Genomic DNA, 20,500 nt, shown 5'->3' on the forward strand with positions numbered 1-20,500 from the left:
TCGTTGGCGAAACCTGCATAGGTCACGGCCACTTTGTCTTTGTTGCCAACCACGGTCTGGTCGGTGGTGAAGGTGAAAGTCTGGCCAGCGACCAGTGCGACGTCGTTGCCGCCTTCCAGCTTCATGGTGCGGATTTCCGGACCCTTGGTGTCCAGCAGGATAGCTGCGTGCTTGCCGGTCTCGGCCATTACAGCGCGCAGGTTGCTGATGCGGCTGCCGTGCTCGGCGTAGTCACCGTGGGAGAAGTTCAGGCGCATGACGTTCATGCCGGCGTCCAGCATTTTAGCCAGCATTTCTTTGGATTCGGTCTTCGGACCGATGGTGCAGACAATTTTGGTCTTTTTCATGTCAATCTTCATGGTTAAGGAATTTCCGCCGAGCAATATACACCAGTTTTTGGAATCTTTTTATGATCCAGAAACAACGTTTTGACCAGATAACGTTTTCTTTTCAGGGATAACGTTTTCCTGTGAGTCACATTTTAGAGCATACGGCCACAGGTTCGGGCTGAAGGGATACAAATGTTGCCATCTGTGGTTGTTTGGCCGGGTTGAGGTTCAGATGTTGTAAAATGACCACCCGTCCGCTGTCACCGTCTTGTCACCGGCTTGCGCAAAAATGTTAGTTCATTGGCGCACGGGTGAAGGAGGTCGGGATGAAAAACAGCCATGAAACCGGATGGGCTCTGCTCTTGCTGGGCGCCGCCCTGCTGCTGGTTCAGACGCTGCCAGCCCGCTACTGGCCTGATAATGCGCGACTGCTGGCGATTTTCTCCCTCCCAGTGAAAGGGGAGGCGGCCGCCGAGGGATTGGCGTGGCGAGAGTGGCAGGATCACAGTGCAGAGACCCGGATGGCGCTTCGTGTAGCCCGACCGCTGCCGGATGCTCCTCAGCCTTGATATCTATTGCCGATTACCTGTCGTGAAGGCGTGAAATTATCAACCATTGGTTGATAGTTCTTATCTATCTTGCTGGATTGTTCACCTTTAATGGCTGGGGGATAATCGATTCCAACAGCGATATCCCCTCCGGTATCGCCCCTGATACTTTGTTGGAGTCTGCTTTATGTCCCTCGCCCCCGTCTGGTTTATCTCGCACGGCGCACCGGATCTGGTGCTGCGTGAGCAACCCGCCACCCGCTTTTTGCGAACCCTGCGTCTGGGTGAGCTCAAGGGGCTGGTGGTCATCTCCGCCCACTGGTTCAGCCGCGAGCTACAGATCAACGTCGAGCCCAAACCGGCCTTGATGTACGACTTTTACGGTTTTCCCGAGCCCCTCTACCGGATGCGCTGGCCTGCCAGCAGCCCCGAGTGGCTGCAACAAGGGGTGAGCGACCAGCTGGCACTGGCCGGACTGACCGCCACCCAGGTGCGGCGCGAGCTGGATCACGGGGTCTGGTCGCCGCTCTCCCTGATCGACCCAAACAGCGAGATCCCGCTGGTGCAGATCTCCATTCCCGCGAGCTTCACCCCGGCCCAGTTGTGGCAACTGGGAGAGGTATTGGGGGCGCTGCGCAGTCAGGGGATTGGCATCCTCGCCTCCGGCGCCATCACCCACAACCTGCGGGCGCTGGCACCGGAAGGCTCGCCAGTGCCGGAGTGGGCCAGCCAGTTTGTCGACTGGCTGGAGCAGAAGATGGCCGACGAGGATCGGCTGGCGCTGCTCGACTATCGCCAGCAGGCCCCCGGAGCGGTGGAGTCTCATCCCCACGATGATCATCTGCGCCCGCTCTTTGTTGCGTTGGGGTCGGCCGATGGTGTGGCGCCCACCCGGCTGCACGAAAGCTGGGATGGCGGCAGCCTCTATATGGGCGCCTACCGCTTCGGCTGATAGCCTCTCAACAAGACCCCGCCAATTGGCGGGGTCTTGTTATGTACGGTGTAGTGATTTAGCCGATGGTACTGGTGATTGAGCCGAAGGCTCTCAGGGAATCACTACCCGGCTCTCGCCGCCGCCGAGGGCTTCGACCCTGATCTGCACGCCAATACGCTCTACCAGGGTCTGGACGTGGGAGATGACCCCGATCTGGCGACCGGCGGCTTGGAGGGAGTCGAGGCTGGCGAGCGCCAGATCCAGACTGTCCGGATCCAGGGTGCCAAACCCTTCGTCAATAAAAAGCGACTCGACCTGGGTCTGCCGTGACGAGAGGCTGGAGAGGGCCAGCGCCAGCGCCAGCGACACCAGAAAACTCTCGCCACCGGAGAGGGAGTCCACCGAACGCACCTCGTCCCCCATGTCGAGATCCACCACTTGCAGCGCCAGATCGGTGCCGGGTACCCGCTCCAGCCGGTAGCGCGGCGACAGCTCGGCGAGCTGGGCGTTGGCCTCCAGCAGCAGACGCTCGAGGGTGAGGCTCTGGGCGAAGGTGCGGAACTTGGCGCCGTTGGCCTGCCCGATCAGATCGCACAGCTGCTGCCAGTGGTCGGCCACTGCCTGCTGGGCGGCCAGCTCCTGTTGCAGGCTGCCCGCCTTGAGGGCGGCGGCTTCGGCCTGTGCCAGCTTGCTCTTGCACTCGAACAGCTGCTCTTCAAGGGCGCGACAGCGGGCATCGAGTGCCGCCAGTTGATCGCTCAACTCTGCATCCGGCAGGGCAGCCAGCTCGGGGTGATGTTCCCGATAGCGATCCCGCTTGTTCTCCTCCAGCGCCAGCGCCCGTTGCCGCTCGGCAAGGCGGGTGCGCGCCTCACCAAGGGCATCTTCCAATCCTTGCAGGGCCGTGCGGCGAGCCTTGAGCTCATCGGGGCTGATGGCGAGCAGACGGCGCAGGTCGTACTCGGCGATGCCGAGGGTACTGGCGTGGGCAGCCCAGCGCCCCAGCACCTCCCGCTTGCGGCGGCTGCTGGTCTGCTTTTCCTGCTCCACATGAGTGAGGCGGGTCTTGAGTTCGGTCTGCCGCTCCCGCAGAGCGCGGGCGCCGCTTTGCATCAGCTCCAGTTCGCTGGCGAGTTGTTGCAGCCGCTGTTGCCAGCGGCTCTCGACCAGCGGGATCTCCTCGCCACCGAGACAACCGCTGCGGCTGGTGAGCAGCCCCTGCCGTTGCTGTTCGTGCTCCTTGTAGTCCCGCTCGAGTTTGTGCAGCAGCTCGCGCTGGGTCTGCAGGCGTGCCTCCTGCGCGCTCAGGGCGGGGGTGAGGCTGGCGATCTCGCTGGCCAGCCGCTCCCACTCGCTCTGGCCGTGCAGCCAGGCTTCGCAGGCTCGCTGCCACTCGTGCCACTGCTGGCTGCCGAGCCACTGGCGCCACGGTTGGCCGCCCATCTGCTCGTCGAGGCGGTGGGCGCCTTGCTCAAGGCGCTGGCGCAGGGTCGCCTCCTGCTCGCCCATCCCCTTCACTTCCCCTTCCAGCGCGATGCGCTGGCGATCGGCCTCCTGCCACTGCTGGTCAAACTGCTGGTGCTGGGCAGCCAGTTGGCTCAGTTGCTGACGCACCCCTTGCAGCTGTTGTTGACCAAGCTGGGCCTGACGCAGCTGCTGCTGGCTCTGGGCCAACCCCTGCTCCAGCGCCTGGCCACGGCCAAGCAGTGTGCTCATCAGCTCGTTCCACTCAATGGGGCTCTGGCGCAGCGGCAGCGGATGACCCAGCAGGGTATCGCCCCCCAGCTGTTGCCAGCGCTGGGTCAGCTGCTCGGCGCGGGCTTCCAGCTCCGGCAGATGTTGCTGACGCACCGCCAGCTGGCGGGCCAGCTCCTGACGCTCGCTCTCGCACTGAATGTACTGATGGTTGAGCCGCTCCCACTCCAGCTCCAGACTGCGGGCCCGCTCCGCCAGCTGACCCAGGATCCCCGCCACCTGTGGCTGGCTCTGGCTGTAGGGGTGCTCCCCGGAACCGCACAGCGGGCAAGGTTCGCCATCGCTCAGGATATGGCGATACTGCTCGAAGCTGGCGATGGCGCGGGACTGCTCCAGCGCGTGGCGCGCCTCATCCCGCTGCAGGGCGAGCCGCTCGCGGGCGGGGGCCAGCTCTTCGCTTAGGGTGGCGAGCTTGCCGAGCGCCTGCTCCAGCTGGGCAATCTCCTGCTGCAGGCGGCCATGCTGTTCGCCGTGGTTGCGGCCATAGTCGGCCAGCTCCAGCAACTGGCGCAGCTGACCCAGCTGTTCGGTTTGCTGCTGCCACTGCTCCTGCGCCTTGGCGAGGCGGCTCTCCCACTGCTGCTCCTGCAGCTCGTTCTGTTGCTGTTGCAGCCGAGCTTGTTCATGTTGCCAGTAGTCGCGCTCCTGCTGGCCTTGCTCCAGCTGGCGCTGCAACTGTTGCAGGGCGCGCAGCTTGTGATCGCGCAGGGTGAGCAGTTGCTGCAGCTTGTCGGCATCCTCGGCCCAATCCTGCATGGCGGTGAGCAGGGGCTGCCACTGGCGGGCAACCGGTGCCAGCTCCTTGTGCTCTTCGAGCCAAAGGCCCCACTGCTGGTGCTGCTGCTTGAGCAGCTCCACCTGTCTGCTCTGCTCGCGCCAGCCCTGCTCGAGGGTGAGCTGCACTTCTCGCTCCTGCGCCCCCTCCTGCTGGATCTTCTGCAACTGCTGCACTTTTTCCCGGATGCGGGTATCGAGCTCCTGCGCCCGCTTGAGTTCGGGTTGCAGGGCACCCCATTCCCGCTCGGCGGCGATCTTCTCCGCCAGCAGTTGCTGCTCGGTCAGCGCGCTCTGCTGGGTCTGCTCCTCGAGTTTGGCCAGCTCTGGTACCAGCTCGGCGATCACCTTCTCCTGCTGCTGTACCTCAAGGGTGAGGCGGGCCAGCTCGTCGTGATCGGCGCGGGCCACCTGGGTCTGTTCGGCACGGGCAAACTCCTCGCGCTCGGGGGCCGCGGCGCCGTGGGCCTGCAGGGCGGCATCGAGCGCCGCCTGCCCCTCGGCGCAGCCCTGCAGCTGGGCGGCAATGCGGCTGTTGAGGTCGCGCAAGTCCTGCATCAGCTGCTGCTGTTGCTGCTCGTGCTTGAGGGTGGTGGAGAGGCTTATCTGCTGGCTTACCCACTGTTCGCGGGTCGCTTCATCCATCAGTGCCACGTCGCCGAGGCGCTGGGCGATGGTGGCCAGCTTCTGCTGCTCTTCCCGCGCCCGTTCATAGGTCTGGATGGAGATGGCGGAGTAGAGCTCGGTGCCGGTCATCCGTTCGAGCAGGGCGGAGCGCTCGTTGGCATCCGATTTGAGAAAGGCGGCAAATTCCCCCTGCGGCAGGATCACCGCGCGGCGGAACTGCTCCCAGGAGAGACCCACCAGCTCGTCGATGCGATCCTGCAGCTCCCGCTTGCTGCCGGAGAAAACTTGCCCGGACTCCACATCGGTCAGGGTTCGCTCCTGCGCCTGAAAGCGCCCCTCCGAGCGGTTGCGTGCCCGGCGCACCGCCCAGCGGGCCAGCCAGATGCGGCCATCGCAGCCACGAAACTGCACCTCGGCAAAGCCGCTGGCGTGGCCGCGACTGAGGATGCCGCGCACGTCGTTGGCCTTGAGCTTCTCTTCATCATCCATGCGGCCCACTTCGGCCACGTTCTTGCGATTGGCGATAAAGCGCGGCATCTCGTCGTAGAGGGCCAGACAAATGGCGTCGAGCAATGTGCTCTTGCCCGCGCCAGTGTTGCCGGTGATGGCAAACAGACCCGCGGCGCCGAGCGCACCCCTGGTAAAGTCGATGGTGAAGGGGCCGGTCAGACTGGCCAGATTCTCACCTGACAGAGACAAGATTTTCATTGGTTTGACTCCTTCACCTGCTCCAGGATCTCTTCAAACGAGGCGACCAGCCCAGCCTCGGGCTCCCCTTCAAACTGGCGCTGATAGCAGAGGCGAAACACCTCGGTGGGGGAGAGCTCATCCAGCCTGCGCCGCTCGCGACCATCGGCCAGTCCTTCGCCCGAGCCCTGATACTGGGTGCTGATGCGGGCCAGACGCACCGGTTTGTCTGCGATGGCCGCCAGAATGCGCTCGCGGATGCGGGCCTCGGGCTTGGGCAGCAGCAGCCGCACTTCGAGGAAGGGTTGTGCCTCTTGTGGACAAGCAGGCAGCTCGAGCGATGCGATGGCGTTCAGCGCGTCGTCGAGGGTGCTCTGGGGCAGGCGGATCATCTCCACCGCGCGGGGCACCGGGATCCGCTCCAACCCGGCCAGTTTCCCCTCTGCAAAGGTCACTTCCAGCACCTGATGGTTGTAGTTGGCTTCGGCAAGCGAGAGCGGCAGCGGCGAGCCGCTGTAGTGCACCCCCTCGGCCGGACTCTGGGCCAGATGGAGGTGACCGAGCGCCGTGTAGTCGGCACCGGCAAAGAGTTCGGCAGGCAGGGCGTGCTGGTTGCCGCCGAGCACCCGCCGCTCCGACAGCTCGGAGAGCTGGCCCGCCGCCAGATAGGCGTGGCCCATGGCGATGAGTGGCAGATCCTCCCCGCAGCGGGCGCGCCCTTCGGCCAGCACTTCTGCGTAGACCTGCCCTACCCCTTCGATCAGTCTGTCCTGCCCCTCTGCCAACTGCTCCACCCGCAGATCGCTGCTGCGCAGGAACGGCACGGCGGCGCACCAGGCGGCAATGTTGCCCTCCCGGTCTTGCAGCGGTACCAGCAGACGGTCGGTCTCGAGCTTGCCCTCACTGTCGCGGCTGATGCTGCCCACCAGATGCAGATCAAAGGCGCGCAGCAGCTCGTGGGGAGCATCGAGCTTGGAGGGGGAGTCGTGGTTGCCGCCGATCAGCACCATGTTGAGGTGGGGCATCTCGGCGCGCAGCCGCGCCAGAAAACGGTAGAGCTGTTGCCAGGCGCTGGCGGGGGGATTGGCGGTATCAAACAGATCGCCCGCCACCAGCAGGGCGTCGATCTCGCGCGCTTTGAGGGTGTCACTCAGCCAGTCGAGAAAGGCATCGTGTTCAAAACGGCGGTCATGGCCATGAAGTTGATGGCCAAGGTGCCAGTCGGCGGTATGGAGGATTTTCATTGGAAAGCAGCCCGGTTGCAGGGATGGTGCCGGTGGCACCCGATGGAGACAAGATGAGGATGCCCCTTGCTTTTTTCAAGTAAAACAGGGGGCTGGCATCGATTCAGGCAGGTTCGCAGCACATCCGGTATTGGGGGTGGCCGGTGAGGGGATCGGACTCTTCGGCCTCGATGACGAAGCCGTGGCGGCGATAGAAACGCACCGCCTGATCGTTCTCGACAAAGACCCGGGCGTGGAGCGACGCCCCCTGACGCTTGGCCTCCTGCAGCAGGGCGTGGCCGACACCGCGCCCCTGACGGTCGGGGCGCACGAACAGGGCGGCGAGATAGTTGTCCACCAGTGCCATGAAACCGAGCAGATCGCCGCGCTCCTCGAACACCCAGATGGCTGCGCGATCGAGATAGCGGGTACGCAGATCCTCCTGGGCCTGCCACCAGCAGGAGGCATCGACGAAATCGTGGGCCTGCAGGGAGGCCAGCAACCAGATTTCGACGATCTCTTCCATGTCTTCCGGGCGACTGGGCCGCAACATACCTTCATCCTTATTAACAATTTACTTTCGCAGTCTAGGAGAACTTGATGAACAAACAGGTGACATAAATGAGACCCTGTGAGGTCGATCGCCCTTTATTTAGCGAGAATGATTGGCTGATCACAAAGCGCCTCTCTAGTACAATGCCCGCCGGACAATCTAGAGACCGAGGACGCCATGTGGTTTAAAAACCTGCAGATTTATCGCTTTACCCGCCCCTTTGACCTGACCGTGGATCAGCTGGAAACCCAGCTGGAAGCCTGTGCCTTCACCCCTTGCGGCAGTCAGGACATCTCCCGTTTCGGGTGGGTCAAGCCCCTTGGCAAATTCGGCTCAACCCTGACTCACTCTGCCTCCGGTCACATCCTCATCTGCGCCCGCAAAGAGGAGAAGATGCTGCCCGGTACCGTGGTCAAGGAGATGCTGGCCGAGAAGGTAGAGGCGATCGAGTTCGAACAGGGACGCGCCCTCAAAAAGAAAGAGAAGGAAGCGCTCAAAGAGGAGATCCTCCACACTCTGCTGCCCCGTGCCTTCAGTCGTACCAGCCAGACCTTCGCCTGGATCAATCCGGCCGACAATTTGATGGTGGTGGACGCAGGTTCTGCCAAGAAGGCGGATGATCTGCTGGCACTGTTGCGCAAATCCATCGGCTCCCTGCCGGTGGTGCCGGTGGCCCTCAAGAACCCGCCCGAGATCACCATGACCGAGTGGCTGAACGAGGGCAACCTGCCTGCCTCCTTCACGCTGGAAGATGAAGCCGAGCTGCGCAGTGCCATGGAGCACGGCGGTATCATCCGCTGCAAGCAGCAGGATCTGATGACGGATGAAATCAAGAACCACCTGGCCAATGACAAGCTGGTGACCAAGCTGGCCCTCAACTGGGGCGAGACCGTCAGCTTCGTGCTGGGGGATGATCTCGCCATCAAGCGTCTGAAATTCAGCGAAGAGCTGCGCGAGCAGAACGACGACGTCACCAGCGAAGATCCGGCTGCCCGTCTGGATGCCGACTTCGCGCTGGTCACCGCCGAGCTGTCCCAGTTTATCCCGGCGCTGTTTGCCGCCCTGGGTGGCGAAGAGCAGTCCATCTAACCGGACATGCGCCTTTTTGGCCTCTGCCATCCCATCGTAAAAGCCGCCTTCGGGCGGTTTTTTTATACCTATTGCGGATAGCCATTATTGATAGATGAGTAAGATATTGATCTTGCTCAATAACTTGAGCTACCAGCGCCAATCGTGACATAGTCCCTCTTCATGGTCATAAAACAGACAAGGAGAGTGTCATGTTGCGCAAACCTCTGGGGCTCGCTATCGCCCTTGCCCTGCTGGCCGGTTGTGCCAGTGACAACGGCTTTCACTACACCCCGCCAGCCCAGACCCTGATCGCGCCGGAAGCCGCCAGTGGCTGGACCGACAAGCAGGGTTGGCAGGGCCATGACTTCATGGTGGCGGCCGCCAACCCGCTGGCGGTGGATGCGGGCTACCAGATCATCAAGGCCGGTGGCAGTGCCGTCGATGCCGCCATTGCGGTGCAGCTGGTGTTGACGCTGGTGGAGCCGCAATCCTCCGGGATCGGTGGCGGAACGCTGCTGCTGGTGTGGGATGGCCGCAAGGTGAGTGCGGTGGATGGCCGCGAGACAGCGCCAGCCGCCGCCACCGACCAGCTGTTTATGCAAGATGGCAAGCCGCTGGCGTTTTATGACGGGGTAGTGGGGGGCCGCTCGGTCGGCGTTCCCGGCACCCTGCGCGCTCTGGCACTGGCCCATCAGCGTTATGGCAAGCTGCCCTGGGCTGTGCTGTTCGAGCCCGCCATCACGCTGGCAGAGCAAGGATTTGTGATAAGTCCTCGGCTGGCCACATTGCTGGCCAAGGATCACTATCTGGCACGGGATCCGCAGGCGCGAGCCTACTTCTATCAGGCGGATGGCAGCCCCAAAATGGCAGGCACCCGGCTGACCAACCCGGCGCTGGCCAAGGTGCTGCGCACTCTGGCCACAGAGGGGGCGGATGCCTTTTATCAGGGGCCGCTGGCGGATGCCATGGTGGCCAAGGTTCGCCAGCATCCCACCAATCCCGGGGTTCTGGCGGCCAGCTATCAGGCCAAACTGCGGGATGGCCTCTGCTTTGACTATCGCCAGAGCAAGATCTGCGGCTTTCCCACTCCCTCGTCCGGCACCTTGGCGCTCGGCCAGATCTTCGGCATGCTGGAGAGCCGCGATATGGCGGCCCTCAAGCCGATCACCACGAAGGAGGGGGGACTGGCTGCTTCCAGCGAGGCTATCCACCTCTACAGCGAAGCGGCGCGTCTGGCCTTCGCCGATCGCAACCAGTACATCGCCGACAGCGATTTTGTCAGCGTGCCGGTACAGGGGTTGCTGGACAAAGGCTATCTGGCCGAACGCGGCAAGCTTGTCGGTCAGCACTCCATGGGGATTGCCAATCCCGGTTCGCCGCCACTGGCGCTGGCGCGGGGCAAGGATGCGACCCCGGAACTCCCCTCCACCAGCCATGTCTCGATCGTCGACAAGGCAGGGATGGCCATCTCCATGACCAGCTCCATCGAGGATGGTTTCGGATCGCGTCAGATGGTCAACGGCTACCTGCTCAACAACCAGCTCACCGATTTCTCCTTCACCTCGGTAGATGCTGCCGGTCTGCCGGTGGCAAACCGGGTGGAGCCGGGCAAGCGGCCCCGCTCCTCCATGTCACCCCTGCTGGTGTTTGACAAGCCAAGTGGCGAGCTGACCATGACGCTGGGCTCGCCGGGGGGCTCCGCCATCATCAACTACGTGGGTAAGACCCTGCTCGGCACTCAGGATTGGGGCCTGAACCTGCAACAGGCCATCAACCTGCCCAACTTTGGCAGCCGCAACGGCCCCACCGAGCTGGAAGCGGGACGCACCCCCATGTCGGTGGTCGAGGGGTTGAAGGCGAGGGGACACGAAGTTGTGCTAAATGAACAAACTTCCGGCCTGCAGGGGGTTGAGCGCAACGCTGGCGGCTGGTTTGGCGCAGCGGATCCGCGCCGGGAAGGGATCGCCAAGGGGGAGTAAGGTTCCCATAATAACAAGGCCAGCATGATGCTGGCCTTGTTACTGATGGTGCGCTTACTGGATGCCCAGCAGCTTCATATCAAAGATCAGTACGGGCGCTCAGTGGGATATTGCCACTGGAGCATCCTGCGCGGTTACTGGATACCCAGCAGCTCCACGTCAAAGATCAGGACTGATCCCGGCGGGATTTTGCCTGCTGCACGGTCGCCGTAGGCGAGGTTGGCGGGGATGTAGAAACGGGTCTTCTCACCTTCCACCATCAGCTGCACCCCTTCGGTCCAGCCAGCGATCACCTGATTGAGGCCAAACTCGATGGGCTCGCCACGGGCGACCGAGCTGTCAAAGACTGTGCCATCCAGCAGTTTGCCCTCGTAGTGCACCTTCACCTTGCTGGTGGCGGTGGGGTGAACGGTGCCGGTGCCCGGGGTCAGCACTTCGTACTGCAGGCCGGAGGCGGTGGTGGTCACCAGCGGCTTCTCCTTGTTGCTGGCGAGGAACTCGGCGCCAATCCGCACGTTGTCGGCCGCCAGCTTCTTGTTGTTGCTGCTGGAGTAGAAGTAGTAGGCCACACCGGCGATGAGCAGCGCGATCAGTATGAATTTCATCGGTTTTTCCTGTTCCATGAAATGTAAAAAGTGCAATGAGGGCGCCATCTTATCGCGCACGGCCCCTGATGGCGAGCCACAGGGCGGGAGGATGTGAGCGGGCAGGCAAAGCTCGGAGACGCAGACGCAAAAAGGGGCGAGTCGGTGACTCGCCCCTTGTCATGGCGGCGGCGCTTACTTGGCGGCCACCATCATCAGGGCGGGCAGGGCGAAGAAGAGACCCGTCACATAACCCAGAGCCAGCAGCTTGTTCTCGCTGCCTACCCGGGCCAGCCCCTCGGCGGCGCGCACCGGCAGGTCGCGCAGGAAGGGGATGCCATAGATGATGACCACGGCAAAGAGGTTGAACAGCACGTGGACCAGCGCGATGGTCAGGGCCAGCTGGGCACCGGCTCCACTGATGGCGGTGGCAGCCAGCAGGGCGGTGATGGTGGTACCGATATTGGCCCCCAGGGTGAATGGGTAGAGCTGACGGGTGCTGAACACGCCGCCGCCGGCCAGCGGGATCATCAGGCTGGTGGTGGTGGAGGAGGACTGCACCATGATGGTCACCAGCGCACCGGAGGTGATGCCGGTCAGAGGGCCACGGCCCAGCGCGTTGTGCAGCACCTCTTTGGCACGGCCAACCAGTACCTGTTGCAGCACTTTGCCCAGATACGTGACACAGGCGAGGATCAGCAGGATACCGATGATGATGGTCGCGATGGCGGCACCCTTGCCCGGCAGGAAGGCAACGGCGCTGTCAATCAGCTGCTGGGCCGGTGCGGTCAGCGGCTTCATGAAATCCATGCCCTTCATCGACATGTTGGCGGAGCCTACCAGCAGGTTGGCCAGCCACTCGGCGCTGTGTTGCAGCAGGCCGAACATCAGCTCCAGCGGCAGGAAGATGAACACCGCCAGCAGGTTGAAGAAGTCGTGCACGGTAGCGGCGGCGAAGGCGCGGCGGAACTCGGCGCGATCCCGCACATGGCCCATGGAGACGATGGTGTTGGTGATGGTGGTGCCGAGGTTGGCACCCATGACCATGGGGATGGCCATGCTGATGGGCAGGCCGCCAGCTACCAGACCAACGATCACCGAGGTGACGGTGCTGGAGGATTGCACCAGCGCGGTAGCGAGAATACCCAGCAGCAGGGCGACAAAGGGGTTGTTGGCAAAGGCGAAGATCTGGGCTGCGCCCTCGGCGCCGCCGGAGAAATCTTTGAAGCCGTGGGAGATGGCGCCCACGGCAACCAGGATCAGGTAGACCAGTACGATGACACTCATCCAGTTGAACAGGGCGCGGGTCGCGGGCGGCTGTGACAAGGAGTGATGGTGTTGCATAAAGCCTCTTGAGACGGTCGTTCCGTCTTGGGTTGTTGATGACCCGCGCATTTAATCAGTGGTTAATGACAGAAATATGACAAGGTGACACTTTTATGATGGTTTTATGACTTGCTTTGGTGGTTTGCTCGTCAATAGATGATGGGGATGGCGAGAAATATGGCTGGTGGCGCCATCCACCCTGTCTGTTCCTTGCCGACCAAGCAAGTGCGGGAGAGTGGCAATAGTCGAGCCCCATATTCAGCCCGTCAAATAGCAAGAAGGGGAGCCATGGCTCCCCTTCTGTCTATCCGTTATCCCCAAAGGATCAGGCGTCAGCTGCTTCTTCGTACTGACGGAACGGGATGCGGAACACCGCCAGACGCAGGAACAGATAGGTTGCGCCGAGGCCAGCCCAGATCAGGCCCAGCTCCAGCGAGCTCTGCTCCAGGTTGATCCACAGAGCACCGATGGTGGCGGCGCCGAGCAACGGCATCAACAGGTAGATGACGTGATCCTTGAGGGTCTTGTTGCGTTTCTCGCGCACCCAGAACTGACCGATCACCGACAGGTTGACGAAGCTGAACGCCACCAGTGCGCCGAAGTTGACCAGCGCCAGTGCGGTATCCAGATCAAACGACACGGCGGAGAGGGCCAGACCGCCTACCATCAGCACGTTGATGGCCGGAGTACGGTATTTCGGGTGGATGTAGCCAAACACCCGCTCCGGGATCATGCGGTCACGCCCCATCACGTAGAGGATGCGCGACACACCGGCGTGAGCCGCCATGCCGGAGGCCAGTACCGCGACCGTGGTGCAGACCAGAACTACGGACTGGAAGAAGGTGCCGCCAACGTAGAGGGCGATCTCCGGCAGTACCGCATCCGGATGCTGGAAGCGGGCGAGGCTCGGGAAGTAGAGCTGCAGGCAGTAAGAGACCACCACGAAGATGATGCCGCCGATAAGGGCAGTCAGCACGATCGCCTTGGGGATCACCTTGCCAGCGTTCGGAGTCTCTTCGGAGAGGGAGCTCAGACCGTCAAAGCCCAGGAACGAGAAGCAGAGGATGGTCGCACCGGTAAAGAGCGGTACCAGCTGTGCTGACTCGAAGTGGAACGGACGGCTGCTCATCAGGGTGCCAGCCCCTTCGCCGTGGTAGATGCCCCACGCCATCAGGCCGATAAAGAGGGTGATGATGGCCAGCTGGATCACCACGATCAGACCATTGAAGTTGGCCACCAGATTGATGCCGCGCAGGTTCAGGAAGGTCATCACGGTCACCAGACCGAAGATGAACACCCAGGGCTCGACGCCCGGGAACATGGCGGTCAGGTAGATCTTGGCCAGCAGGATGTTGATCATCGGCATGAACATGTAGTCGAGCAGGGATGACCAGCCGACCATGAAACCGACGTAGGGGTTGAACACTTTCTGGGCATAGGTATAGGCAGAGCCCGCAGAGGGGAACTTGCGTACCAGATGTCCGTAGCTGAAAGCGGTGAGCAGGATGCCACCCAGAGCCAGCAGATAGGCGGTGGCGACCCGGCCATCGGTGATATCACCGACGATGGCGAAGGTGTCGAAGACAGCCATGGGGGTCAGATAGGCCAGACCCATCACAATCACTTGTGTCAGGGTAAGGGTCTTGAGCAGCTTGGCGTTTTGCGATGCCATTACGCTTTCTCCTCAATCAGTGCCGCAGCACGTGCTTGCAACGAGCGCAGGGATACGATGGATTCGCAAGCCTGTACATCAAGGGCGCCGGGGAGGCGCATACCGGGCTGTACCGGCAGGAAAGCATTAAAACGCCCCATTGTTATCCTCTCAACGTCGGGAGATTGTTTGGCAATCTCGAATATCACTTCCGGAAACGTTCCGGCCTCTTGTGGTGGGTTTGTACTGCACTTCAAAAATACAAAAACCGATGTCGCAGTGAACATCGGTCCTTTATTGGCGGCGTATTGTGCATTCGGTCAGCCCCCTTGACAAGCAAAAAAGGGCGGATTAACGCATTTTTTTGCATACGCACGGAGCAGGTAAGTGGTCACTCGCCCCCTGCAGCCGTCCCCGAGCCACTCCCCCTTTTTCGGGGGGGAAGAGAACCCTGTCATGGCGTATGAAAAATCGGCAAATCGGGGCTGCAGGGTGCATAGCGCATCAACATTGATCCTGATCATATTTGCCGGCGTTCCCCCGGGCTTGAGTCCTGCGATCTTATCGGCTGGTGGGGGATGGGAGGGGGTGAAGTGGAAAAAGAGTGGCTGCATATCCATTCACATTAATGACTGAGGATAGGGGGCGACGCGGCTCGGGCCATGGCCCGGCGAGCGGTCCGGCTGGGTAGTTATTTGAAATCAGTCACACTTCCTGCAGAAACCGCATTTCTGGCAACCCGTGCAGCTGGCAACCAGAACACCGCAAAAACAACAAGGAGCCCGCAGGCTCCTTGTTCGCTATCGAGGGGAGGGGCGCCAGCGGTTACTGGGCGATCTCCACCTTGTCGGCGGTATGCAGCGGGATGCGGAACACGGTGAGGCGCAGGAACAGGTAGATGGCCCCCAGCGCCGCCCAGATCAGACCCAGCTCGAAGGAAGATGGCTCGAGGTTGAGCCACAGCACCCCGATGCAGGCGGCGCCACAGAGCGGCAGCAGCAGGTACATCAGGTGATCCTTGAGACACTTGTTGCGGCCCAGCTTCACATAGAAGTGGGCAATCACCGCCAGATTGACGAAGGTGAAGGCCACCAGGGCGCCGAAGTTGATCAGCGCCAGCGCCATCTCCAGATCCAGCGACACCGCAGAGAGGGCCAGCAGGCCGACCAGCAGCACGTTGAACGCCGGGGTCTGCCACTTCGGATGGATGTAGCCGAAGAAGCGGGCAGGCAGGGCGCGATCACGACCCATCACGTAGAGCAGGCGCGATACACCGGCGTGGGAGGCGAGCCCCGAGGCCAGCACCGCTACTGTGGTGCAGACCAGCACCACCGCCTGGAACAGCTTTCCGCCGACATAGAGGGTGATCTCCGGCAGTACCGCATCCGGATGCTGGAAGCGGGAGATGTCTGGGAAGTAGAGCTGCAGGAAGTAGGAGGTGGTGACGAATAGCACACCGCCAATCAGCGCCGTCAGCACGATGGCGCGGGGGATCACCCGATCCGCGTCCGGGGTCTCTTCCGACAGGGTACTGATGGCGTCAAAACCGAGGAACGATAGACAGAGGATGGAGGCCCCCATCAGCAGTGGTGACACCTGGATCTGCTCGGAGAAGAAGGGACGGCTGCTGGCCACGGTCCCCAGCCCTTCACCGTTGTGAACACCCCAGGCGATCAGGCCAATGAAGATGGCGATGATGCTGAACTGCATCACCACGATCAGGCTGTTGAAGTTGGCCACCAGCTTGATGCCGCGCAGGTTGAGGGCGGTCATCACCGCCGCCAGACCGAAGATATAGGTCCAGGGCTCTACGTTCGGGAAGAGGGCTTCCAGATAGATCTTGGCCAGCAGCATGTTGATCATCGGCATGAACATGTAGTCGAGCAGGGAGGTCCAACCCACCATAAAGCCGACATAGGGGTGAAACACCTTCTGGGCATAGGTATAGGCAGAGCCGGCTGACGGGAACTTGCGCACCAGATGGCCGTAGCTCAGGGCAGTGAACAGCATGCCGATGAGGGCAAACAGGTAGGCGGTTGGCACATGGCCTTCGGTGATCTCGGTAACGATGCCGAAGGTGTCGAACACTGCCATGGGGGTGAGGTACGCCAGTCCCATAACCACGACCTGCCACAGTTTGAGGGTCTTTTTCAGACCAACCTGCTGGGCCGCCATTATGCATGTTCCTCATGCAGTGCCAGAGTGGCACGGTCCATCAACGAAACCGGGAGAGAGGCCCGGGAATCAAGGGCGCCAGGGCGGCGCACACCGGCCATGGCCGGTTGGAAAGCATTGAGATGCCCCATGTTGTTCCTCACTAGACTTGGTGTCGGGAGACTGCTGCCAATCTCGCTATCTTTTCCGGGGGTGATCCGGCCTCGTTTATGGGTGTGTTCACTGTCTAAAAAAGAACCGATGCCATTGTTTTACATCGGTTCTTTCAGTGGCGGCGCATTGTGCATTTGCAGGGCCCCCTTGACAAGAAAAAAAGGGGGCAAAATTGCATTTATTTGCACAGGTAAGTGGTCACTTTCCTGCTGGTCAGGCCAGCACGGCCTCCAGTGATTTTTCAAGGAGTTGCAGCCCCTCGTCAATCACTGCCGCAGGGGCTGTCAGGGGGGCGAGAAAACGGATGACATTTGCGCGCACCCCGCATGAGAGCAGGACCAGACCGCGTTTGCCCGCCTCGGCCACCAGACGTTTGGTGAGGTCGGGATCGGGCTGGCTGGCATCACGGCGTTTCACCAGCTCCATGGCCACCATGGCACCGGGGCCGCGAATTTGACCTATGCAGTCAAAACGCTCGGCTATGCGTTCCAGCCCCGCCTTGATCTGCTCCCCCTGATCCAGCGCTTTCTGGTTGAGTTTCTCCTCGTCGATCACCTGCAAGACCGCCAGCGCGGCGGCGCAGGCGATGGGGGATCCCGCATAGGTGCCACCCAGACCACCCGGTTTGGCCGAGTTCATGATCTCCGCCTTGCCCACCACCGCTGACAGGGGGAAGCCCCCCGCCAGACTCTTGGCCAACGTCATGATGTCCGGCTCGATGCCGGCATACTCGGTGGCGAAGGTCTTGCCGGTGCGGCAAAAACCACTCTGGATCTCGTCGCAGATCAGCAGAATGCCGTGCTGGTCGCAGACGCTGCGCAGCTTCTGCATAAAGCTCGGGGAGGCAGGGTAGAAGCCCCCTTCGCCCTGTACCGGCTCGATAATGATGGCGGCCACCCTGCTCGGCTCGATGTCGGCACTGAAACAGAGCTCGAGGGCGTGCAGGGCATCCTCTTCACTCACCCCCAGATAATCGGCGGGGAAGGGGATGTGGTAGACCTCCCCCGGGAAGGGGCCAAAGCCGGTCTTGTAGGGCACCACCTTGCCGGTGAGCGCCATCCCCATCATGGTGCGGCCGTGAAAGCCCCCCTTGAAGGCGATGGTGCCGCTGCGACCGGTGTGGGCGCGGGCAATCTTGATGGCGTTCTCGACTGCCTCGGCGCCGGTGGAGAGAAACAGGGTGCGCTTCGGGGTCGGGCCGGGCACCAGGGCGTTGAGCTTCTCGGCAAGCTCGATATAGCCCGGGTAGGGAGTGACCTGAAAGCAGGTGTGGCTGAACTTTTCCAGCTGCTCGCGCACCGCTGCCACCACTTTGGGGTGGTTGTGACCGGTGTTGAGCACGGCGATGCCGGAGGCAAAGTCGATGTAGCGGTTGCCCTCCACATCCCACAGCTCGGCATTTTGCGCCCGGTCGATAAAGACCGGCAGCAGGGTGCCAACGCCGTTGACCACGGCCGCTTCGCGGCGCGCTTGCCACGCCTTGTTTGATTCTGACTGACTCATCTTTCCTCCCTGAGGGGCCGCAGCCCCCGATATTCCCTGAAAATGTGGCAGGCGTTTTGGCGCCCATCACCGCCGATCAGCCCATAAGGCCAGATCGGCGGCGCCTTATCTCTCTGTTGCTGCCCTAGCGAATGGCGCCAAAGCAGAGGTATTTGGTCTCGAGATACTCCTCCAGTCCCTCGGCTGCCCCTTCCCGGCCCAGCCCCGACTCCTTGATGCCGCCAAAGGGGGCCAATTCGGTTGAGATGATCCCCTCGTTAATGCCGACCATACCGTATTCCAGCTGCTCGGCGACGCGCCACACCCGGGCGATGTCGCGGCCATAGAAGTAGGCGGCCAGGCCATAAGGGGTGTCGTTGGCAATGGCGATGGCTTCGGCTTCCGTCTCGAAGCACACCAGCGGGGCGACCGGGCCGAAGATCTCCTCCTGCAGGATGGGGTTGGTTTTATCCACCTTGCCCAGAATGGTGGGGCGGTAAAAAAGGGGACCGGCGGGGTGAGCTTCGCCCCCCAGCAGCACTTCGGCACCGGCGGCGACCGATTGCTGCACCAGCTCGGCCACCTTGCTGGCGGCAGCCGGGTTGATGAGCGGGCCGATCTGGGTGCCCTCCGCCATGCCATCTCCCACCTTGAAGGCCTTGACGGCGGCAGTCAGCTTCTCGGCGAAGGCGTCATAGACACTGGCCTGCACCAGAATGCGGTTGGCGCAGACACAGGTCTGCCCGGCGTTGCGGTATTTGGAGGCGAGCGCCCCGGCCACGGCGGCGTCGAGGTCTGCGTCGTCAAAGACGATAAAGGGGGCGTTGCCACCCAGCTCCAGTGACAGCTTCTTCATGGTGTCGGCGCACTGGCGCATCAGCAGCTTGCCGATGCGGGTGGAGCCGGTGAAGGAGAGCTTGCGCACCACCGGATTGCTGCACAGCTCGTTGCCCACCGCGCTCGCCTGATGGCTGGTGACGATATTGATGACACCGGCGGGGATGCCTGCCTGCTCGGCAAGCAGCGCCAGCGCCAGCGCGCAGAGCGGGGTTTCGGCGGCAGGTTTGATGACGATAGTGCAACCGGCGGCCAGCGCCGGGCCTGCCTTGCGGGTGATCATGGCAATGGGGAAGTTCCACGGGGTGATGGCGGCGACGACCCCGACCGGCTGCTTGATGGTGGCCAACCGGCGATCGCCGCTAAAGCCCGGGATGGTGCGGCCATAGGCGCGCTTGCCCTCCTCGGCGAACCACTGGATAAAGCTGGCACCATAGGTCACCTCGCCCCTGGCTTCCGCCAGCGGCTTGCCCTGCTCGCAGGTCATGATACGTGCCAGCTCATCGCTGTGGGCTGTGATGGCGGCAAACCAGGCGTAGAGCTTGTTGCTGCGCTCCTTGGCGGTCAGCGCCGCCCAGGCGGGTTGCGCCGCGTGGGCGGCCGCGATGGCGCGGCGGGTATCCTCGGCATCCATGTCGGGCACCTGGGTAATGACGGCACCGCTGGCGGGGTTGGTGACCTCGAAGGTGCAGCCGCTGGCGGCCTCGCACCACTGTCCATCTATATAGGCGCGGGATGTGATCAAGCTGGAGTGGGATGTTGTTCCTGACATGAGAAGCCTCGAGTGTGGGTCAGAGCAGCTGGTTGCCGGAGTGAGCCGACCCTTCCTGCGCCGCTGCCGTATAAAATAATAAGCACAGGAAGACCATAATTTGAGCTGAAATGTTTTTCAAGTGTTAAATATATTTGAATTGCTGGGGGGCGCCATGCTAGAAAATGGGCTGTGTAGCGCGCTTTCTCCAGTTCGCTTGCAGGCTGTAAGTGGGCAAACGACCGGGGGATGGTAAATCAGGTGTGCAAAATAATGAACGGCTGTGCTGTGTAACATAGTGAACGGCAAGGGAAAGCTGGTCGGCTATTTTAACCAGCAGGGTAAACAGGCTGCGCCTGATCCGATGCGATCACGCGCAAGCAGGAGAGGCTGATGATGCAAGGATGCAGAGATAGCGCAGCAGGGGGCTTGTCATGAGCGGGCCACAGAGCCGGGAGAGCGTGGCTCGACCGTTGGGTGCGGCTGACGCCGGGGCGCGCACCATGGGGGAACGGTTGGCGGCGGTACGCCATCAGCTGGGGCTCTCCCAGCGGCGGGCGGCCGAGTTGAGCGGCCTGACTCATGGCGCCATCTGCATGATCGAGCAGGACAAAGTGAGCCCCTCGGTCGCCTCCCTGCAAAAGCTGCTCACCATCTATGGCCTGCCGCTGTCGCGCTTCTTCGCCGAGGAGGAGAGCCGCACTCCGGAGGTGGTGATCAAGGCGGATCAGTTGATCGAGCTGGGCAGTCAGGGGGTCTCTCTCAAGCTGGTGCACAACGGCAACAACCGCCGCCAGCTCGGCTTTATGCTGGAGACCTATCCCCCCGGCACCGACACCGGCGGTCAGGTGACCCATCAGGGGGAGGAGGTCGGCACCGTGCTGGAGGGGTCGGTGATCCTGACGGTGGCGGGCCAGAGTTATCCGCTGGAGGCGGGCGACAGCTATGTGATCGACACCGGCGAGCCCCACAGCTTCAGCAATCCGTCGGGGGAGACCTGTCGCATCGTCAGCGCCCACACCCCGGCGAGCTTTTAATCCTGACAGTAGTTTGGCAACCGA

Annotated in this window: 16 protein-coding genes; 5 read left to right on the plus strand and 11 right to left on the minus strand. The window is 62.1% G+C overall.

All coding sequences use genetic code 11. The annotated features are described in order from the left end of the window. Positions 1-347: pyruvate kinase (locus AB5Y90_RS10685; RefSeq protein ID WP_368166451.1), on the minus strand; the 347-nt coding region annotated here is incomplete at its 3' end. Between the two features lie 308 nt (positions 348-655). Here AB5Y90_RS10685 and AB5Y90_RS10690 point away from each other — a divergent pair. Both AB5Y90_RS10690 and AB5Y90_RS10695 read left to right on the plus strand, forming a co-directional pair. Next, entirely contained in the window at positions 656-898 is a 243-nt protein-coding gene (locus AB5Y90_RS10690; RefSeq protein ID WP_201990818.1) for a hypothetical protein, read from the plus strand. 166 nt (positions 899-1,064) lie between these two features. Next, positions 1,065-1,829, plus strand: coding sequence for a class III extradiol ring-cleavage dioxygenase (locus AB5Y90_RS10695; protein WP_201990819.1), 765 nt, complete (start codon positions 1,065-1,067; stop codon positions 1,827-1,829). Between the two features lie 93 nt (positions 1,830-1,922). On the opposite strand, the gene AB5Y90_RS10700 is transcribed toward AB5Y90_RS10695, so the two are convergent. The 3 genes from AB5Y90_RS10700 to AB5Y90_RS10710 all read right to left on the minus strand — a co-directional run bounded on the left by AB5Y90_RS10700 (position 1,923) and on the right by AB5Y90_RS10710 (position 7,430). Beyond that, the gene (locus AB5Y90_RS10700; protein WP_368166865.1) at positions 1,923-5,675 is read right to left on the minus strand and encodes an AAA family ATPase; all 3,753 of its coding nucleotides are present in this window, start codon (positions 5,673-5,675) and stop codon (positions 1,923-1,925) included. Then, positions 5,672-6,898, minus strand: coding sequence for an exonuclease SbcCD subunit D C-terminal domain-containing protein (locus AB5Y90_RS10705; RefSeq protein ID WP_368166866.1), 1,227 nt, complete (start codon positions 6,896-6,898; stop codon positions 5,672-5,674). The genes AB5Y90_RS10700 and AB5Y90_RS10705 overlap by 4 nt, the downstream gene beginning before the upstream one ends. A gap of 103 nt (positions 6,899-7,001) precedes the next feature. Beyond that, on the minus strand, positions 7,002-7,430 hold the full coding sequence (locus tag AB5Y90_RS10710; RefSeq protein ID WP_005338252.1) for a GNAT family N-acetyltransferase: 429 nt from the start codon (positions 7,428-7,430) through the stop codon (positions 7,002-7,004). A 177-nt stretch (positions 7,431-7,607) separates the two neighbouring features. Between AB5Y90_RS10710 and rdgC the strand changes: the two genes are divergently transcribed. Together rdgC and AB5Y90_RS10720 are read left to right on the plus strand one after the other, a co-directional pair. Further along, on the plus strand, positions 7,608-8,519 hold the full coding sequence (gene rdgC / locus AB5Y90_RS10715) for a recombination-associated protein RdgC (protein ID WP_368166867.1): 912 nt from the start codon (positions 7,608-7,610) through the stop codon (positions 8,517-8,519). Positions 8,520-8,710: 191 nt separating this feature from the next. Next, positions 8,711-10,480 carry a gamma-glutamyltransferase family protein gene (locus AB5Y90_RS10720; RefSeq protein WP_368166868.1) on the plus strand — a complete coding sequence of 590 codons (1,770 nt, stop codon included), beginning with the start codon at positions 8,711-8,713 and terminating at the stop codon, positions 10,478-10,480. Between the two features lie 134 nt (positions 10,481-10,614). Here AB5Y90_RS10720 and AB5Y90_RS10725 read toward each other — a convergent pair whose 3' ends face one another. The 7 genes from AB5Y90_RS10725 to AB5Y90_RS10755 form a co-directional block, all read right to left on the minus strand. Further along, positions 10,615-11,085, minus strand: coding sequence for an FKBP-type peptidyl-prolyl cis-trans isomerase (locus AB5Y90_RS10725; protein WP_005347462.1), 471 nt, complete (start codon positions 11,083-11,085; stop codon positions 10,615-10,617). A gap of 174 nt (positions 11,086-11,259) precedes the next feature. Next, the gene (locus AB5Y90_RS10730) at positions 11,260-12,408 is read right to left on the minus strand and encodes a Na/Pi cotransporter family protein (RefSeq protein WP_368166869.1); all 1,149 of its coding nucleotides are present in this window, start codon (positions 12,406-12,408) and stop codon (positions 11,260-11,262) included. 307 nt (positions 12,409-12,715) lie between these two features. Continuing rightward, positions 12,716-14,062: an APC family permease gene (locus tag AB5Y90_RS10735; protein WP_021230506.1), complete on the minus strand. Its 1,347-nt coding sequence runs from the start codon at positions 14,060-14,062 to the stop codon at positions 12,716-12,718. Continuing rightward, positions 14,062-14,328 (minus strand): hypothetical protein, encoded by a 267-nt coding sequence (locus AB5Y90_RS10740; RefSeq protein WP_021230505.1) that lies wholly within the window; start codon positions 14,326-14,328, stop codon positions 14,062-14,064. Before AB5Y90_RS10740 ends, AB5Y90_RS10735 begins: the two co-directional genes overlap by 1 nt. Before the next feature lie 538 nt (positions 14,329-14,866). Then, positions 14,867-16,216, minus strand: a complete 1,350-nt coding sequence (locus AB5Y90_RS10745; protein ID WP_368166870.1) for an APC family permease — start codon at positions 16,214-16,216, stop codon at positions 14,867-14,869. A gap of 366 nt (positions 16,217-16,582) precedes the next feature. Next, positions 16,583-17,872 carry a 4-aminobutyrate--2-oxoglutarate transaminase gene (gene gabT, locus AB5Y90_RS10750; protein WP_047440593.1) on the minus strand — a complete coding sequence of 430 codons (1,290 nt, stop codon included), beginning with the start codon at positions 17,870-17,872 and terminating at the stop codon, positions 16,583-16,585. A 124-nt stretch (positions 17,873-17,996) separates the two neighbouring features. After that, the gene (locus AB5Y90_RS10755; RefSeq protein ID WP_368166871.1) at positions 17,997-19,460 is read right to left on the minus strand and encodes an NAD-dependent succinate-semialdehyde dehydrogenase; all 1,464 of its coding nucleotides are present in this window, start codon (positions 19,458-19,460) and stop codon (positions 17,997-17,999) included. Positions 19,461-19,873: 413 nt separating this feature from the next. On the opposite strand from AB5Y90_RS10755, the gene puuR reads away from it, so the two are divergent. After that, positions 19,874-20,476 carry an HTH-type transcriptional regulator PuuR gene (puuR, locus tag AB5Y90_RS10760; protein ID WP_323906269.1) on the plus strand — a complete coding sequence of 201 codons (603 nt, stop codon included), beginning with the start codon at positions 19,874-19,876 and terminating at the stop codon, positions 20,474-20,476. Positions 20,477-20,500 lie beyond the last annotated feature (24 nt).

Origin of the sequence: Aeromonas sp. R4-1, from assembly GCF_040908325.1 — a bacterium.
Classification (GTDB): Bacteria; Pseudomonadota; Gammaproteobacteria; order Enterobacterales; family Aeromonadaceae; genus Aeromonas; species Aeromonas veronii.

Excerpts from the sequence above, each read along its gene's own strand:
- AB5Y90_RS10745 (WP_368166870.1), bottom strand. The coding sequence starts at position 16,216 with ATGGCGGCCCAGCAGGTTGGTCTGAAAAAGACCCTCAAACTGTGGCAG.
- puuR (WP_323906269.1), top strand. The coding sequence starts at position 19,874 with ATGAGCGGGCCACAGAGCCGGGAGAGCGTGGCTCGACCGTTGGGTGCG.
- AB5Y90_RS10730 (WP_368166869.1), bottom strand. The coding sequence starts at position 12,408 with ATGCAACACCATCACTCCTTGTCACAGCCGCCCGCGACCCGCGCCCTG.
- AB5Y90_RS10705 (WP_368166866.1), bottom strand. The coding sequence starts at position 6,898 with ATGAAAATCCTCCATACCGCCGACTGGCACCTTGGCCATCAACTTCAT.
- rdgC (WP_368166867.1), top strand. The coding sequence starts at position 7,608 with ATGTGGTTTAAAAACCTGCAGATTTATCGCTTTACCCGCCCCTTTGAC.
- AB5Y90_RS10735 (WP_021230506.1), bottom strand. The coding sequence starts at position 14,062 with ATGGCATCGCAAAACGCCAAGCTGCTCAAGACCCTTACCCTGACACAA.
- AB5Y90_RS10725 (WP_005347462.1), bottom strand. The coding sequence starts at position 11,085 with ATGAAATTCATACTGATCGCGCTGCTCATCGCCGGTGTGGCCTACTAC.
- AB5Y90_RS10740 (WP_021230505.1), bottom strand. The coding sequence starts at position 14,328 with ATGTTCACTGCGACATCGGTTTTTGTATTTTTGAAGTGCAGTACAAAC.
- AB5Y90_RS10695 (WP_201990819.1), top strand. The coding sequence starts at position 1,065 with ATGTCCCTCGCCCCCGTCTGGTTTATCTCGCACGGCGCACCGGATCTG.
- AB5Y90_RS10755 (WP_368166871.1), bottom strand. The coding sequence starts at position 19,460 with ATGTCAGGAACAACATCCCACTCCAGCTTGATCACATCCCGCGCCTAT.
- gabT (WP_047440593.1), bottom strand. The coding sequence starts at position 17,872 with ATGAGTCAGTCAGAATCAAACAAGGCGTGGCAAGCGCGCCGCGAAGCG.
- AB5Y90_RS10690 (WP_201990818.1), top strand. The coding sequence starts at position 656 with ATGAAAAACAGCCATGAAACCGGATGGGCTCTGCTCTTGCTGGGCGCC.
- AB5Y90_RS10720 (WP_368166868.1), top strand. The coding sequence starts at position 8,711 with ATGTTGCGCAAACCTCTGGGGCTCGCTATCGCCCTTGCCCTGCTGGCC.
- AB5Y90_RS10700 (WP_368166865.1), bottom strand. The coding sequence starts at position 5,675 with ATGAAAATCTTGTCTCTGTCAGGTGAGAATCTGGCCAGTCTGACCGGC.
- AB5Y90_RS10710 (WP_005338252.1), bottom strand. The coding sequence starts at position 7,430 with ATGTTGCGGCCCAGTCGCCCGGAAGACATGGAAGAGATCGTCGAAATC.